Genomic DNA, 16,171 nt, shown 5'->3' with positions numbered 1-16,171 from the left:
CGTCTAGGCCTAAGCTCACACTTTTTACCACTCTTGTTTTATAATTAAGAAAAAAAGCGAGGTGCCATTCATGTTTCAGCAAATGAAATACTTTATTGCAGTGGTTGAAAATCATAGCTTTACAAGGGCAGCAGAAGAATGCGATATTTCGCAATCCGCCATTTCGCAACAAATCAAAGAACTTGAAGGTAGCCTTGGTGTGGCGTTGCTAAACCGCACTGGTCGCAGCTTCGAAGTTACTGAAGCTGGTCAGTATTTCTATACTCATTGCCAAGATGTATTAGAAGCAGTTAATCAACTAGTTCAAAATACAATCAAAATTACTAAAGATGACGAAGTTGAACTAAAAGTGGGCTATTTGCGTAGTTTTGGCACAGCTGAATTTTTACAGACTGTTTCACAATTTTCACAAGAATATCCCAAAGTTAAAATTAAAATCAGTAGTGGAACTCACGAACAGTTATATGAGTTATTGCGCACAGAACAGGTGGATTTAATTTTCTCTGACCAGCGGCGGGCACTGTCTAATGAGTATGCCAATGAATTTTTAACTGATAGCCAATTTATGGTGGCAGTCAGTCAAACTGCGTTTCCTGGGGATGCTAACCAGATTGATGCTGCTCAATTGGTGGATATTCCCTGTATTTTAATCACTGATAATAGTCAACAGGCCAACGAAGAAACATACTACAGAGAAATTTTAGGAATTAAGAGTGAATTTCAGTTGGTTGAAAATTACGATGAGGCCCAAATGATGGTTGCTTCTAACCAAGGATATTTGATTGTTAATAGTCGCACTGAAAGCCAGCTTGATACCAAAATCGTCAAGACCGCCAAATTAGTCAATGACTCGCGCGAACTGATTCAGAAATATTATGCATTTTGGAAGGCTGATAATTCAGGATTTTATATTGAATCATTTGCGGATTTATTGAAGCAAAGTTTTGCATAAGCTTTACTTATGTTTTACTGGTAAATTTAGAATAGTTTCATCGCTTGAGTGCGGGTATCATACTACTTGTAAATAAGATAAGAAAGTGTGATTAGCATGACTGATGAAGAACAAATTATTCAACTATACCGCGATGAAAATGTAGCAATGGTAGCCAAAGATATCAATAAATTAAATGAAATTTTGGCACCCACAATGCATTTAACTCATATGACTGGTTATGTTCAACCTAAACTAGAGTGGATTGACCAAATTCAAAATGAGGAGATGCACTATTTTTCTTCCACCGAGGATAATGTTAAAAATGTTGAAATTAATGGCGATACAGCGAGTCTGATCGGCCAAAACAAGGTCCGGGCTAGTGTCTGGGGCGGCGGTGTGAACACCTGGCCACTTGAAATGAAGATGCATTTTGTGAAGCAAAACGGCAAATGGATTATTGCTAGCCAAGATGCAAGTACTTACTAATAGTTAAATTAAAGAGGAGAAACAAATGAAAAATGTAGTTATTTTAGGAGCAAATGGGCAGATTGCTAAATTAGTCCGGCAACGTTTGCTAGCAGAAACAGATGACCATTTAACTTTGTACCTAAGAAATACAAAACGGTTAGGTAATGTTGATGAAGCGCGTGAAACTGTTATTGAGGGCGATGTTAATGATTACGCTAAGTTGAGTTCTGCAATTGAAAATCAAGATATCGTCTACGCCAATTTAGGTGGTCAATTTGAACCAATGGCTAAAAACATTGTTAAAGCGATGACACAATTAAACGTTAAACGACTGATTTACGTTACCGGGTTGGGCTTGTACCACGAAGTTCCTGGCGAGTTTGGTCGGTGGCTTGAAGAATCGATCGGCCATGAAGTGATGGAAGATACTAGACGAGCTGCCAAAGCAATCGAGGATTCAACGCTTGATTACACGATTGTGCGTGCAGCTTATATGAACAATGATGAAAAAATAGATTATGAATTAACCGAAAAAGGCGAACCGTTTAAAGGCACTATTATTTCTCGGAATAGTATTGCAGATTTAATTGTGAAAGTGATTAAAGAACCACAGCTACATAGTTTTAGTAGCTTAGGGATTGCGCAACCTGGTACTGATGGCGATCGTCCAATGTATTAAATAGATAATGACTCTTCAAGTTGAATCGTCGACTTGCGAGAGTCATTTTTTTGCATAAGTATTACTAATGATGAGCCGTTAATATCGGAATAGGTTTTTAATTGGTTGGCGCTTATGATGGACTTGTTGGATGAGCAAGGAAACTAAAATAGAAACTTAGTTGGTTTTGGTTGCAAATCGATAGAATATAAATTTAAGGAGATTTCATAATGACAAAAAAGACATGGTTAATTACGGGTGTAAGTAGTGGGTTTGGTCACGAGTTGACAACACAATTGCTAGAAGCAGGCGAGACGGTGATTGGAACCGTTAGAAATGAAGCAAAGGTACAAGACTTAGTTGCCAAATACCCCAATACATTTGATTCACAGGTCTTGGACGTAACTGATGTTAACTCCGTGCATGAATTAGTGTCACAGTTATCAGCCAAATATGACACGATTGATGTTTTAATTAACAACGCGGGATATGGTTTGTTTGGCGCTACAGAGGAATTGACTGATGAGCAAGTTAATAAAATTATTGCAACAGATTTAACCGGTTCAATTCAGATGATTCGTTCTATCTTACCTAAGATGAGAGAACAAGGGCACGGTCGGATTATTCAAATTTCTTCATATGGTGGTCAAGTTGCGTATCCGGGTAATTCAATGTATCACGCTACTAAGTTTGGGATTGAAGGTTATGTTGAATCAGTTGCACAAGAAGTTGCTCCTTTCAACATTGGCATGACAATTGTTGAACCGGGTGGTGCTCGGACACAATTCAGATATGGGAGCGCACAAGTCGCTAAATTAATGCCGGAATACAACGATAATCCAGCTCATAGTTTCTTAAAGATGTTGGATCCAGCTAACGGTCTGGCGCCTGGTGATCCAGCACGAATGGCAGCTCGTATTATTGAAAGTGTTGAAAAGGATCCTGCTCCATTGAGAATGGTGCTTGGTTCTGAAGCACTGAAAAATACAATTGCTACCGTTCAAAAACATTTGGATGACTTCAAGAGTCAGACTGATTTGGCTACATCAACTGATTTTCCAGCAGATGAATAAAGGAGAAATATAATGGCTGTTAATGAACAAGCGCAAGCAAATCACGATAAACTATTTCCAAATCACGTTTCTACGTTCAAAAAAACTGACCCAGAGTTTATCGAAATTTTTGATGATTTTACCTTTGATGAGGTATTGCAATATAGCGAGATTGACGATAATTTGAGAATGAAAGTGACGCTGGCCTCACTAATTGCGATGCAATGCTTGAATGAATACAAGGCCATGATGACAGCGGCTTTAAACATTGGTGTGACACCGGTTGAAATTAAAGAAATTGTTTATCAAGCAGTGCCGTACGTCGGGCTGGGCAAAGTATTTGATTTTTTGAATGCCACTAATGACGTTTTTAGAAGCAGAGGCTTAGATGAACAACAGCCTGGTCAAAGTACAACCAATCCAGATAATCGCTACGAAAAAGGGTTGGAAACAGTGCGTGGGATTGTTGGTGATAATGTTGATAACATGTTAGCCAATTCCCCTAAAAGCCAGCAACATTTTGCTAAATTTTTAGCGGATAACTGTTTTGGTGATTTTTATACACGAACTGGTTTAGACATTCAGACCAGAGAGAAGTTGACCTTCACGATGCTAATTTCACTTGGTGGCGCAGACCCACAAGTGAAGGGCCACATCGCTGCCAACGTGAATGTGGGTAATTCAAAACAGGATATGTTGGATATTGTGACAGTGTTACTTCCATTTATTGGTTATCCAAGAACGCTAACTGCGGTCAATTTACTGAATGAAGTAATTCCTGAAACTAAATAATGTTAGAAATTGAATGGAGACAGTTTTAATGAGTGTTTTTACAGATTTAAAAAATGGTGAATCCTACAATATTAAGGATGAAAATTATCAACGAGAAGTCCATGGCGAAATCGACCGGTGTGACCACATTTGTTTTGAAATTAACTCCACCGATCCAGCTGAAAAAGACCGCTTAGTTGAGTTAGAAAATGAACTTTTAAATAATCAAATGCGTGACGGCACGTATTTTACACCGCCAATGCAGATTGACTGTGCTAATACAGTGAAGCTTGGCAAGAACGTTTATGCTAATCATAGTTTAACGATGATGTCACTGGGCTCAATCACAATTGATGATGGTGTCATGATGGGTCCCGGAGTTGGCTTATTTACAGTCAATCATGACCCCAAAAACATTCGAATTGTTAAAACTGGCGCTATCCACATCAAGAAAAATGCTTGGCTTGGAGCTAGAGTTAGTGTGCTACCTGGTGTTACAATTGGTGAGAACGCCATCATTGGCACGGGTGCCGTGGTGACAAAAGATATTCCTGCGAACAGTATTGCAGTGGGAACACCTGCTAAAGTCATTAAGACAATTGAGTAGTCCAAAATAATAGCCAAGGGGAAAGCCAATGGAACTTCTTATTTCTTCATTCGTGCTGATTGTGACCGTTGCAATTAGTAATATTATTGCGCGTTACATTCGCGGAATTTCAAGTACGTACATTAATTTAATTGTCGGGGTCTTAGTTGGACTCATTCCGTTGACCAATCATTTGGTCTTAGAATTTAATGACGAAATTTTTATGATTTTTGTACTGGCGCCCTTACTATTTTTTGAAGGTCAAGCAACTCCACTGATGGCTGTGGGCAAGCGAGCAAAAAGCATCGTCAACACAGCAGTACTATTAGCCGCAATATCTGCAATTATTGCGGCTTTTGCTGTGCACCAATTGTTTAGCTTGATTATGCCGCTCGCTCTGGTGATTGTCGCGATTAGCACGCCTACTGATGCGACCGCATTTGATTCAGTCGTAACTGGGCGCAAGTTTTCTAGTTCGCTGGGTAATACCCTAAAAATGGAATCATTGTTCAATGACGCAACTGGAATTATTTTGTTGCAGGCCGCTATTTTGTGGTTAACTACAGGACACTTATCATTTTGGCAAAATGCAGGTGAATTTTTAAAATCAGCGATTGGCGGAATCATTTTAGGAGCTGTTTTAGCTTTTGTAGTTGTGTCGTTTCGGCAGTCGTTTGTCCGTTCCAGTTTTAATGTAATTTCATCGCAAACCTTGATTTATGTGTTAACGCCGTTTTGTATTTATCTGCTGGCTGAAGCGGTCGGAGTTTCCGGCATCATTGCAGTGGTGACAGCGGGATTGGTTCACAATAGTGAAGCTAATCGAAGCCGCTTTTCATCACCACGTCAGATGCACCTAGGTATTCAGCTAATCAACTTCATTGGTGAAGTATTAAATAGCTTTGTATTCGTGGTACTAGGAATTAGTTTGGCCAGAATTTTTACCAGTCAATATAATACAATTATGAATTCGGCTCGTTGGTTGGCAGTTGGAATCCTAGTATATGGGTTGTTATGGATTTGTCGCTATGTCTATGCCCGCATATGGGTTGGTGATAAGAGTCGACGAACTGCCAGTTTATTCGCATTAGGTGGCGTTCATGGAACGGTGACATTGGCAATGACTTTTTCAATTAGTGGGGAAGTTAGTCAATCGTTATTCAATTTTATTGTGGTCGTTGAAACGGTAGTTATTATTTTAAGTATGGTAGTGCCAACAATTATATTTAAGTTTATTCTGCCAATTGACGTTGATGAGCAAAACCGTCCGACTCAGTTAAATCAGCTGCGTCACGGCATGGTAGCGGTGGGCATCGAGAAAGTAAAAGCGATGAATCTTTCGCAAGTAGTTGAAGATAGTGTTATCTATGATTTACGTGACCAAGTTCAGAAAAATACATTAATATCATTTTTCGGCCAGTGGAAGGCGGTTACCGCAAATAAAGCATTAATCACTGGCCTGCAGAGTGTTGAACAACGTCGGGCGTTAATGTACGCATTTGATGCGGAACGTGACTATTTGTACGATTTAGCCAAACGACATGTGGTTAGTTCAGAAATTGTGTACGAAATTTATAGTGAAATATTATTGTCGGAATCGTTGGTGCTGGATCCTCGGAATCAAATGATTTAGGGTTGAATTATAAAAAGTTCTGGTCTGTGAGATTGAAATACTGTATTTCAATCTCACAAACTAGAACTTTTTCAGTTGATTTAACATTTATTAATGCGTATCTTAATAACTGAAAAGAGGTAACGCGGATGTTTCAAGATGTTGGACCACATATTTTGGATGCACAGTATGTTTTAAAAGAAATTGAACCGACGGATTACGTTATCATTTTACGTCGGGGTGAATTACTGACAATCACCGAAGATGAGCTTTATCGAACACCGACCTACAGCGAGTTAAATGCTGACTATGAAATTGAACTAGAACAGCCGGTCCATTTAATCACAGTTGAAGGGCGGGGCTTTTTCTTTGCTGATATTGATTTAAATGAGCAGGGTCATTTTAAGTTTCAAAAATTAGATGTGTTGCGACAGATTCGGCCACGCGGGTTAGCATTTGCGGCGGCGACTGGTGCACATTTAGGTAATTGGTATCGGCAAAATCGATTTTGTGGTCATTGTGGTCATCAAATGGAACTAGGTAACGGCGAGCGCAAACTTGTTTGTCCAGCCTGTGGACTGCAAGTATTTCCCAAAATTTCGCCAGCCATTATTGTTGGGGGCAAGAATGATAACCAATTGTTATTGACCAAATACAGTGCCGGCTATAACCATTATGCCTTAATTGCAGGTTTTGTTGAGATTGGCGAAACGTTGGAGGATGCTATTAGGCGAGAAGTCTATGAGGAAACCGGCTTAGAAGTTGAAAATATTCACTATTATAAGAGTCAGCCTTGGGCGTTCTCCCAATCTGTATTGGTAGGCTTTTTTGCTGACCTTGCACCGAAGGATACATATCCGACAAGTGAATATAAAAATGATGATGGCGAATTGGCGTTAGCTAAGTGGTTTACGCGTGACAAAATCCCGCACGATGAACGACGCGAAGACAGCTTAACCTGGACGATGATTGAGGCATTTCGCAATGGTGAAAATGCTTAACCAACAAGTGTCTCACTTTTACTATTCAATAAAAAAATAAGTCTTTTAGAAATAGAATAAGTCCTCAAATTTTTTATCTAGTGCGTAACAAAGAGTGAGTGCTAGTTTAGCTGTAGGATTGAATTGTCCAGTTTCAATTGAACTAATTGTAGTTCGAGAAACACCAGTCATTTCAGCAAGTTGTCTTTGAGATAATTTATTCTTTTTTCTTACTTGTTGGAGTCTGTTTTTTAAAACGAGTTTATTAGTGTCCATTACTTTATAGCCCCAAAAATTTAGCCGTTATAGCACAAAGTATTGCAACTACGGCTATGGCTGCAAGGGCAAAGATAATTAAATTATGGGTATTTTTTTTGAATTGATATTTTGTGAATGATTCTCCAGCTAAACTTAGAAATAAAAATAGCGATAACACCTGCATATTAATGAATTCTTTACCTGTTGCAATAAGGATAATAAAGCTAATAATCATTAAAGCAACAATGATAATAAGAATCCAAAAAATTCCAGTCTCATAAGCTTTTAAATTAATATATTTTTGTCGCTCATCACCTTTGGCATTTTCAACTCTGCTTTTTTTAAGAATTTCATCTCTATTCATTTTTTTCTACCTCAATTCAAGTAAATTTATTTATATACATTGTATATTTGACAAGTAAACTTGTCAAACTAGTCTAATTTTCATTTGCTTTCAGATGGTAATCTTTTTACTTAAAGTCGTATAATAGCATTAATCTTATAAATTGCAGGAGGAACTCATGACTGAATCGGCACACTTTTATGAAGCATTTCAACCAACACACTACGATATCTATTTAGATATTAATCGTGGTACTAAGCAAATTACGGGGAAAACAACGATTGCAGGGGATGTAAAATCGACATCAATTGCGATCCATCAAAAGGACTTGGCGGTCAGTTCTGTTCTGGCGGACGGCCAAAATATACCGTTCACCACTGACGATGAGAGTGACGCTATTCGGTTCGAGTTAGCGCAAACTGGCTCAGTTACTCTGACAATTGAATATACGGCACCATTAACCGATACGATGATGGGCATTTATCCTTCCTATTACAATGTTAACGGCGAAAAAAAGCAGATTATCGGAACGCAGTTTGAAACTAATTTTGCCCGCCAAGCCTTCCCAGGAATCGATGAACCAGAAGCTAAGGCCACGTTTGACCTTGCGATTAAGTTTGACGAACAACCTGGCGAAACGATTATTAGCAACATGCCAGAAGTGAAAACTGAAAATGGCGTGCATTATTTTGACACCACCGTTAAAATGTCGACTTACCTGATTGCCTTTGCCTTTGGTGATTTGCAAAGTAAGATGACTACGACTAAAAGTGGGGTCAAAGTGGGTGTTTTTGCTACCAAAGCTCATCAAGCAAACGAGTTAGACTTTGCCTTGGACATTGCTAAACGTTCGATTGAATTTTATGAAGACTTCTATCAAACACCGTATCCACTACCACATTCATGGCAGTTAGCCTTGCCCGACTTTTCCGCCGGTGCAATGGAAAACTGGGGCTTAGTGACTTATCGTGAAGCATATTTGGTGCTTGATCCCGATAACACGGCCCTAGAAATGAAGCAACTCGTGGCGACTGTGATTGCTCACGAACTTGCTCACCAATGGTTCGGTGATCTGGTGACGATGAAATGGTGGGACGATTTGTGGTTGAACGAAAGCTTTGCCAATATGATGGAATACGTTGCCATTGACGCAATTGAACCTGACTGGCATATCTGGGAAATGTTCCAAACATCTGATGTTCCAATGGCGTTGCAACGTGACGCTACCGATGGCGTGCAATCCGTCCATGTGCAAGTAGAAAACCCTGCTGAAATCGATGCGTTGTTCGATTCAGCCATTGTGTATGCCAAGGGTGCCCGGATGTTAGTAATGATGCGTGCACTAGTTGGGGATGGTGCCTTACGGGCAGGGTTGAAGAATTACTTTGCGGCTCATCAATATGGTAATGCGACCGGTGCTGATTTATGGAGTGCTATCGGGAAAGCAGCTAATCTCGACGTGGGCGCCATTATGAACTCTTGGTTGGAGCAACCGGGTTATCCGGTTGTCACTGCCACGGTTGTTGATGGTCAATTGACATTATCACAACAACAATTCTTCATCAGTCAGGGTAACGAAACTGGTCGACAGTGGCAAATTCCACTCAACAGCAACTACGACGCTGCACCTAAGATTTTTGCAGATGCATCAGTTGAGTTGGGCGACTATGCTAAGTTACGGGAGGATAATGGTCAGCCATTTAGAGCCAATGTTGAGAATGACTCACACTTTATTGTTAAGTATGATGACACATTACTGAATGATATTTTAGCTAACCTGAATTCGCTAGATGCTATTTCACAGCTGCAGTTATTACAGGACTTGCGTTTGCTGGCTGAAGGTCGCCAAATTTCGTATGCAAAAGTGGTTCCTTTGTTGGCCGATTTTGCTGACAGTCACTCGAACGTGGTCAATGCTGCGTTATACCAAGTTGCTGGTAACTTAAAGAAATTTGTAGCTCCTGATTCTGATGAAGAAAAAGCGTTGCAAGCACTCTTTGATAAATTGAGCGCGGGGCAAGTTGGTCGTTTGGGTTGGACACCGCAAAAAGGCGAATCCAATGACGACCAATTGACTCGTCCGTACGTTTTGAGTGCAGCATTGTACGCTAAAAATGCTGCTGCAATTGCATCAGCACATGAGTTATTTACAAACAATGAAGCTAAATTAGCGACATTACCAGCTGATATTCGTGCCTTTGTCTTGAGTAATGAAGTTAAAAACTTTGGTAGTGAAAAGTTATTTAATGAATTATTGCAAGCTTACCGCGATTCTTCGGATGCTAGTTACAAGTCTGATATCTGTGCAGCTTTGACAAGTACACCTGATGTAACATTGATTGCACGATTGATTGAAAGCTTTGAAGATGCGCAAACCATTAAGCCGCAGGATTTACGAGCTTGGTACCGTGGCTTGTTAGCCAATGATGCTGGTCAACAAGCTGCTTGGGACTGGATCAGAAATGACTGGCAATGGTTGGAGGATACAGTCGGTGGTGATATGGAATTTTCAACTTATATTACAGTGACGTCGCGAATTTTCCGTACGCCGGAACGACTGGCAGAGTTTAAGGCCTTTTTTGAGCCTAAGGTGAATACACCAGGGTTAACCCGTGAAATTACAATGGATATTAAGGTGATTGATAGTCGCGTGGCATTGGTTGAAGCGCAAAAGGATGCGGTGAATGTGGCGGTTGCTAAAGTAATTTAGTAGTTTGACGTAAATTTTTAAATAGTAGAGGCATGCAATGACACGTGAAGAAATATTTCAATATACTCAAGGAAAATATGGCACAAAGCCAGAGTATTTATGGAAAAAATATCCTCAGTACGCGGTATTACGCCATCAGCAGAACCGAAAATGGTATGCCATTATTATGGATGTCAAATCTGAAAACCTTGGACTGGAAGGCAATAAGATTGAGGATATAATGGACATCAAATTGAATCCAGAAACAGTCGATATTTTGCAATCCGAAAAAGGATTTTTGCCGGCATATCACATGAATAATAGTAATTGGATTTCAATTCGAATTGATTTAGTTGATAACGACCAAATTTGTAATTTTATTGATGCTAGTTATGAATTGACTGGTAAGTAAAATGATATAAAGTAAACTAAAAAAGGCAATCTAATCACAGAAGTATCTTCTGCTTATTAGATCGCCTTTTTACTACGCATCAAGTTTTTGTTTCAAAGCATTGGTTAATGTGGCCGAAAAATTAATTTTATTGGCGTTACCCAGATCGTTGAGGTATTTGGGAATTGTTAATGTCTTTTTGACGACTTGGTTTTGTTCCCGTTCACGTGCAAGGGTTGTGTCTGCCTCAATGGGTACTAACATTTCTCCTGGTTTAACGGTTAAATTTTCGTACACACTCGGTTGGGATACTTGTTCTTTAAAATCTTCGACAGTGAGCAAATAACCTTCCAACGCATCATGAGCCATGTGTAATGCATCGGATAAGCTTTTACCAAAGGTGGCAGCGTGAGGGTCCAAGTCAGGGAATGCAACTTCTATTCTGCTGTTATTTTTCGTCGGTTTTAATACAGCAAAGTATAAATATTTCATGTTATTGTTATCTCCTTTCAAATAAATCTATTTAAGGCCAGCTTGCTTCCAGATACTATTTAATGTTCCTTTTGAGATATCTTTTCTTGGGTGTGGCACTGTAACAATACCGGGGATGTTATCATTTTTAAAGTGCCAATGATCTCCGCTAATCCTGACGTTATACCAACCATGTAGTCTCAATATTTTGATGACAGCTCTAGAATCAATCTTACTCTACCTCCTAATAATAACACGTGTGTTATACGTGTCAATCTTTAATGATCAGCATATTTAACTTATATTTCAGTAAAAATATTAAGTGAGTCATTAAAAATTAGGTACGAAATAAATTCATAAAAACATTAATAACAAGGGAAAAACTCATCGTGTACCTAATTCGGTATGGATGAGTTTTTTTACTTCGAAATATTATCTTGTAACTTATCCAAAAATAGCTGACTAACATTTGGTAAACTGCGGTTCTTACTCCAGATTAGAGTGTTAGGTTCGGCCAGCTCAGGCTTAAGCGGTCGAAAGACTAAGTTGCTGTCAGGAGAAGTGTCCACTAAATGTTCATAAGTTAAGGCCATCCCAGCACCGGTCTCAACCAATAAACTGGCATTGAAAATCAGATTTGACGAACCAATGACATGAAACTGGTCAAACAAACCATTACTCCAGTTTTGAAATGGTCCGTTTTTTTGTGCTTGTGCTGAAATTATTAGGGGGCGACCTAATAAATCACTCGGAGAAATACTGACGTTTTCGGTCAATTTTTCATCTTTACGCATAATAATGCCCCATCGATTGTCATCTGGCAATACGAGCATGTTGTAATTATTGAATTGACGATGGCCCATGATGACTCCGAACTCAAGCACACCAGCATCGATTTTCGGTAAAATATCTTCGGCGTCGCCGCTCCGTAAATTAACTCGAACTTCCGGGTATTTTTGGAGAATCTCTTGGACTGTTTGCATGATGGGACGCAAGCCTACACTTTCACCGGCACCGATATCAAGAGTGCCGCTAATTACATCCCGTTTTTGTAAGTTGTATGTAGTTTTGTTAACCAGGCCAATGATTTCTTGTGCGCGTTCCAGTAAATAATACCCTTCCTGTGTCAATTGGATATGACGGTGAGCACGGGTGAACAGTTGCGTTCCTAGTTCAGTTTCTAAGTCGGCAATTTGGCGTGATAATGCTGGTTGTGAAACGTGCAGTTGGTCAGCCGCGCGCGAAATATTTTGTTCTTGTGCTATTACAACGAAGTATCGTAATACTCGAATATCCAAATCAGTCGGTCCTTTCTATAATTAAATGTTATGAATATTGATGTTCAATAATTATTTAACATTATTCTAAGTGCTATGTATACTTTAGTCAATCAAACAACAGAAATGGAGGTGTTTTGTTGACAGCAAAAGTTAATTTGGGTACCGCAGCGTACGATGAAATTGAAGAAATTAATGCAATTAATCAAAAGCTATTGCAGCAATTGAATGCACAGACGCTCAATCAAACGGAAATTAAAGAGATTGTCAGTCAAATTACAAACGAACATATTGATGAAACAACTGAAATCAGATTACCATTTCGAACCGATTTTGGCCGCAACTTGCATATTGGCAAGTACGTGTTTATCAATAGTGGTTCGATGTTCACTGACTTAGGCGGAATTTACATCGGTGATCACGCATTAATTGGTCCCAATGTGACAATTGCATCAGTTAACCATCGCATCGAACCAGAAGACCGCAGGAATTTGGATTTACAACCAGTGTATATTCACGATAATGCCTGGCTAAGTGCGAATGTCACTGTGACGCCAGGAGTTTCAATTGGTGAAAATGCCATTGTCGGGGCTGGTGCGGTCGTAACCCACAATGTGCCAGCCAATACAATTGTGGCTGGGGTACCGGCACGAATTATTAAAACAATCGAATCAAAGGGAGAACACAAATAATGAGTATTCAAGATAAAGTCGTAGTAATTATGGGCGCTTCGAGTGGCATTGGTGCCGCAACCGCTAATTTATTGGCTAGTAAGGGCGCTAAATTAAGTTTGGCCGCACGACGGTTGGATAGATTGGAAGAAATAAAAAAGAGTAACCCAACTGCCCAAATTAAAATTTTTAAAGCTGATGTAACAAAGGCAAACGATGTTCAGGCGGTAATTGATGGCACCGTTGCTGAATTTGGTCGAGTAGACGTCCTGTTCAATAGTGCGGGCATTATGCCCGTAAATAATTTAGATCAAGTTGCCCGTGATGAATGGCAACAAATGTTAGACATCAACGTAAAAGGTGTGTTGAATGGAATTGCGTCTGCATTGCTTGTGATGAAACAACAAAACAGTGGGCACATTATTTCAACATCATCTGTTTTAGGATATGAAGTATTGCCAGGTTATGCTGCTTACTCAGGTACAAAATATGCCGTGCGAGCAATTATGAAAGGCCTGCGTCAAGAGGAATATGGCAACAATATTAAGACAACCGTCATTGCACCAGGGTCAGTCAAAACGGAACTATTCAATTCAATTAATAATGAAGCAGTTAAGGAGGGCCTGGAGGAAGCAATGAAACAACCAGGTGCAGAAATGGCGGCGTTAGACGCAGATGAGATTGCCCAAGCAGTCGCATTTGTCATTGATACACCAGCTAACATGGCTGTGAACGAAATGATTATTCGACCTACCGGACAAACAGTTTAAATTTGAGTGATTCAGATTAAAGGAGAAAAAATGACAGTTTTTGATGAAACGTACACGCTAAATGATGGTAACAAAATCCCACGGTTTGCCTTAGGAACTTGGGAAATAGATGATGATAAAGTAGCTGATGCAGCTCGCAGCGCATTGAAAATTGGGTATCGGCATATTGATACGGCTCAAGCTTATGGCAACGAACGCGGAGTTGGTGAAGGTATTCGAACGGCTGGGATTCCCCGCGACCAAATATTTGTGAACTCCAAAGTAGCTGCAGAAATTAAAAATTATGATGAAGCTAAAAAATCAATCGATGAAACATTGGCCAAAATGGGGCTGGATTATTTGGACATGATGATTATTCATAATCCACAACCATGGCTAGAAGTGAACCAATCAAGTGATCGCCACTTTGAGGGAAACCTCGAGACTTGGCGTGCAATGGAAGACGCAGTCAAAGCAGGTAAATTAAAATCGATTGGTGTTTCTAGTTTTCAGCCTGAAGATTTAGACAACTTAATTAAACATAGCGCAACTAATCCAGCGGTTAACCAAATCTTGTCACATATTGCTTCCACGCCGTTGGAATTGATTCAGTATTCTCAAACTAATGACATTGCAGTTGAGGCATTTTCACCGATTGCGCATGGATTAGCTTTGCAGGATCAAGAAATTGAAAAAATGGCTGCTAAGTACGACGTTAGTGTGCCACAATTAGCAATTCGCTATGACTGGCAGTTAAGCACCGTGGTGTTACCAAAAACTGAAAATCCAGCACATATGGCAGCAAATGCGGAAATTGATTTTGAAATTTCAGCTGCTGATATGGAAAAATTGAAGAATGTGAAACCGTTGGATTATGGGGATGCTAGTGTATATCCGGTCTTTGGCGGTAAGTTATCGAGTTATGATGGAACACCTGAATCTATTTTATTAGTTGTTTTGTGCCTCCGCAATGCAGTCTCTAATATTATCAAGCAAATCTGACAACTTATTCATGTCACCAGTGTCATGAGAAAGATAGTAGAAGTTTTTAGTGCCTTCGCTCCGAAAACTCACTAAGCCAGATTGTTTTAATATTTTTAAATGATGTGAAATTGCCGGGCGTGACAGGCCAGTTGCCTCAGTTAAATCGTTCACTCGTAAACCACCATCATTAGTGTGCTCTATCAAAGTGATGATGATAGTTTGTCTGGTCTCGTCACCGATTGCAACGAGAAACTCGCTGACGTCGTTGAATTCATTTTTAAGCTGGTTAAAATCGGTCATAGTAACTCCTTTTGTGGTTTAAATATTTAAACCATTAAACCATTAGCGATTACTTTTGTCAAATGTGGTAAAGATTGACAGCAAAAAAGAAATAGTTTATGATTTGAAAAACGTTTGGTTTAAAAGATTAAACCGTTAAACGAAAGGAAATAATTATGAAACCAACTATGAAAGCTGCGGTCATTCACCAGTATGGTCAAAAGAATTTAACATTGGAACAAGTAGATATTCCTACGATGGGTGCAGAGGATGTCTTAATCAAAATTGTTGCTGCCAGTCTTAACCCGATTGATTCTATGATTATGGCGGGTGGGCTAAAGATACTACTTAAATATAAGATGCCATTAATACTAGGAAATGATTTTGCCGTGGTGGTTGAGCAGGTCGGTAGTAGGGTGACAAAGTTTAAGATTGGTGACGAGGTATTTGGTCGCGCGGCTAAGAATCGAATTGGCACATTTGCAGAGTATATCGCCAGTAATCAGGACGATATTGCGTTGAAACCGAGCAACTTATCGCTGGAGGAAGCCGCTGCAATTCCACTAGTTGGGTTAACAAGTTACCAGGCATTACATGATATTTTGGCAGTCAAACCAAATGACAAGGTCTTAATTCAAGCGGGTGCTGGTGGCGTTGGGTCCATGGCGATTCAAGTAGCCAAAACGATGGGCGCTTATGTCGCAACAACCACGAGCAGCAAAAATACTGACTTCGTTAAATCCTTGGGTGCAGATGAAGTAATCGACTACCACCAAACTAATTTTGAAGATGTCTTGTCAAATTATGATTATGTATTTGATACGCTTGGCGGCAAGAGTTTAGAGAATGCATTCAAAATTTTGAAACCAAACGGTAAAATTGTATCAGTGTCGGGGACACCAAATCGACGATTTGCGCAATCATTTGGATTATCTTGGTGGAAAACGGCTGCAATTACTGTTGCTTCAAGGAAAATAACAAAATTAGAAAAAGAATTC

20 protein-coding genes are annotated in these 16,171 nt (G+C 39.6%); 14 read left to right on the top strand and 6 right to left on the bottom strand.

Annotated features, from left to right (window positions below):
* The first annotated feature begins 70 nt into the window (after positions 1 to 70).
* The 8 genes from WDC_RS07840 to nudC all read left to right on the top strand — a co-directional run bounded on the left by WDC_RS07840 (position 71) and on the right by nudC (position 7,082).
* On the top strand, positions 71 to 952 hold the full coding sequence (locus WDC_RS07840; protein ID WP_044011315.1) for a LysR family transcriptional regulator: 882 nt from the start codon (positions 71 to 73) through the stop codon (positions 950 to 952).
* Positions 953 to 1,048: 96 nt separating this feature from the next.
* Positions 1,049 to 1,420, top strand: coding sequence for a nuclear transport factor 2 family protein (locus WDC_RS07835; protein WP_044011314.1), 372 nt, complete (start codon positions 1,049 to 1,051; stop codon positions 1,418 to 1,420).
* Positions 1,421 to 1,445: 25 nt separating this feature from the next.
* Positions 1,446 to 2,081 (top strand): NAD(P)H-binding protein, encoded by a 636-nt coding sequence (locus WDC_RS07830; RefSeq protein ID WP_044011313.1) that lies wholly within the window; start codon positions 1,446 to 1,448, stop codon positions 2,079 to 2,081.
* A gap of 209 nt (positions 2,082 to 2,290) precedes the next feature.
* Entirely contained in the window at positions 2,291 to 3,133 is an 843-nt protein-coding gene (locus tag WDC_RS07825; RefSeq protein ID WP_044011312.1) for an SDR family oxidoreductase, read from the top strand.
* Between the two features lie 12 nt (positions 3,134 to 3,145).
* Positions 3,146 to 3,904, top strand: a complete 759-nt coding sequence (locus WDC_RS07820; RefSeq protein ID WP_044011311.1) for a carboxymuconolactone decarboxylase family protein — start codon at positions 3,146 to 3,148, stop codon at positions 3,902 to 3,904.
* A 28-nt stretch (positions 3,905 to 3,932) separates the two neighbouring features.
* Positions 3,933 to 4,490, top strand: coding sequence for a DapH/DapD/GlmU-related protein (locus WDC_RS07815; protein WP_044011310.1), 558 nt, complete (start codon positions 3,933 to 3,935; stop codon positions 4,488 to 4,490).
* Between the two features lie 28 nt (positions 4,491 to 4,518).
* Positions 4,519 to 6,102, top strand: a complete 1,584-nt coding sequence (locus WDC_RS07810; protein WP_044011309.1) for a cation:proton antiporter — start codon at positions 4,519 to 4,521, stop codon at positions 6,100 to 6,102.
* Between the two features lie 128 nt (positions 6,103 to 6,230).
* The gene (nudC, locus tag WDC_RS07805) at positions 6,231 to 7,082 is read left to right on the top strand and encodes an NAD(+) diphosphatase (RefSeq protein WP_044011308.1); all 852 of its coding nucleotides are present in this window, start codon (positions 6,231 to 6,233) and stop codon (positions 7,080 to 7,082) included.
* 45 nt (positions 7,083 to 7,127) lie between these two features.
* Here nudC and WDC_RS07800 read toward each other — a convergent pair whose 3' ends face one another.
* A complete protein-coding gene (locus tag WDC_RS07800; RefSeq protein ID WP_044011307.1) occupies positions 7,128 to 7,337 on the bottom strand; it encodes a helix-turn-helix transcriptional regulator in 210 nt (69 codons plus the stop codon).
* Positions 7,338 to 7,341: 4 nt separating this feature from the next.
* Entirely contained in the window at positions 7,342 to 7,683 is a 342-nt protein-coding gene (locus tag WDC_RS07795) for a DUF6442 family protein (RefSeq protein ID WP_044011306.1), read from the bottom strand.
* 157 nt (positions 7,684 to 7,840) lie between these two features.
* Between WDC_RS07795 and WDC_RS07790 the strand changes: the two genes are divergently transcribed.
* Both WDC_RS07790 and WDC_RS07785 read left to right on the top strand, forming a co-directional pair.
* Positions 7,841 to 10,372 carry a M1 family metallopeptidase gene (locus WDC_RS07790; protein WP_044011305.1) on the top strand — a complete coding sequence of 844 codons (2,532 nt, stop codon included), beginning with the start codon at positions 7,841 to 7,843 and terminating at the stop codon, positions 10,370 to 10,372.
* Between the two features lie 37 nt (positions 10,373 to 10,409).
* On the top strand, positions 10,410 to 10,763 hold the full coding sequence (locus WDC_RS07785) for an MmcQ/YjbR family DNA-binding protein (RefSeq protein WP_044011304.1): 354 nt from the start codon (positions 10,410 to 10,412) through the stop codon (positions 10,761 to 10,763).
* Between the two features lie 72 nt (positions 10,764 to 10,835).
* On the opposite strand, the gene WDC_RS07780 is transcribed toward WDC_RS07785, so the two are convergent.
* The 3 genes from WDC_RS07780 to WDC_RS07775 all read right to left on the bottom strand — a co-directional run bounded on the left by WDC_RS07780 (position 10,836) and on the right by WDC_RS07775 (position 12,511).
* Positions 10,836 to 11,234, bottom strand: a complete 399-nt coding sequence (locus WDC_RS07780) for a type II toxin-antitoxin system HicB family antitoxin (protein ID WP_044011303.1) — start codon at positions 11,232 to 11,234, stop codon at positions 10,836 to 10,838.
* A gap of 27 nt (positions 11,235 to 11,261) precedes the next feature.
* Positions 11,262 to 11,426, bottom strand: coding sequence for a type II toxin-antitoxin system HicA family toxin (locus WDC_RS09540; protein ID WP_263640396.1), 165 nt, complete (start codon positions 11,424 to 11,426; stop codon positions 11,262 to 11,264).
* A gap of 206 nt (positions 11,427 to 11,632) precedes the next feature.
* The gene (locus WDC_RS07775) at positions 11,633 to 12,511 is read right to left on the bottom strand and encodes a LysR family transcriptional regulator (RefSeq protein WP_044011302.1); all 879 of its coding nucleotides are present in this window, start codon (positions 12,509 to 12,511) and stop codon (positions 11,633 to 11,635) included.
* 119 nt (positions 12,512 to 12,630) lie between these two features.
* Between WDC_RS07775 and WDC_RS07770 the strand changes: the two genes are divergently transcribed.
* Genes WDC_RS07770 through WDC_RS07760 form a run of 3 tightly spaced genes read left to right on the top strand, consistent with a single transcriptional unit; the run spans position 12,631 to position 14,912 of the window.
* Positions 12,631 to 13,182 (top strand): DapH/DapD/GlmU-related protein, encoded by a 552-nt coding sequence (locus WDC_RS07770; protein ID WP_044011301.1) that lies wholly within the window; start codon positions 12,631 to 12,633, stop codon positions 13,180 to 13,182.
* Positions 13,182 to 13,931, top strand: a complete 750-nt coding sequence (locus WDC_RS07765; RefSeq protein ID WP_044011300.1) for an SDR family oxidoreductase — start codon at positions 13,182 to 13,184, stop codon at positions 13,929 to 13,931. The genes WDC_RS07770 and WDC_RS07765 overlap by 1 nt, the downstream gene beginning before the upstream one ends.
* 30 nt (positions 13,932 to 13,961) lie before the next feature.
* Entirely contained in the window at positions 13,962 to 14,912 is a 951-nt protein-coding gene (locus WDC_RS07760; protein ID WP_082040961.1) for an aldo/keto reductase, read from the top strand.
* Here WDC_RS07760 and WDC_RS07755 read toward each other — a convergent pair.
* Positions 14,859 to 15,194: an ArsR/SmtB family transcription factor gene (locus tag WDC_RS07755; protein WP_044011299.1), complete on the bottom strand. Its 336-nt coding sequence runs from the start codon at positions 15,192 to 15,194 to the stop codon at positions 14,859 to 14,861. The two genes, WDC_RS07760 and WDC_RS07755, sit on opposite strands and share 54 nt — an antisense overlap.
* A 167-nt stretch (positions 15,195 to 15,361) precedes the next feature.
* Here WDC_RS07755 and WDC_RS07750 point away from each other — a divergent pair.
* The coding region (locus WDC_RS07750; protein WP_191978663.1) for an NADP-dependent oxidoreductase at positions 15,362 to 16,171 on the top strand (810 nt) is incomplete at its 3' end.

Source organism: Paucilactobacillus wasatchensis (assembly GCF_000876205.1).
GTDB classification, from domain to species: Bacteria; Bacillota; Bacilli; order Lactobacillales; family Lactobacillaceae; genus Paucilactobacillus; species Paucilactobacillus wasatchensis.
The sequence above is the reverse complement of the archived record's forward strand: the minus strand, read 5'-3'. Positions and strand labels throughout refer to the sequence as shown.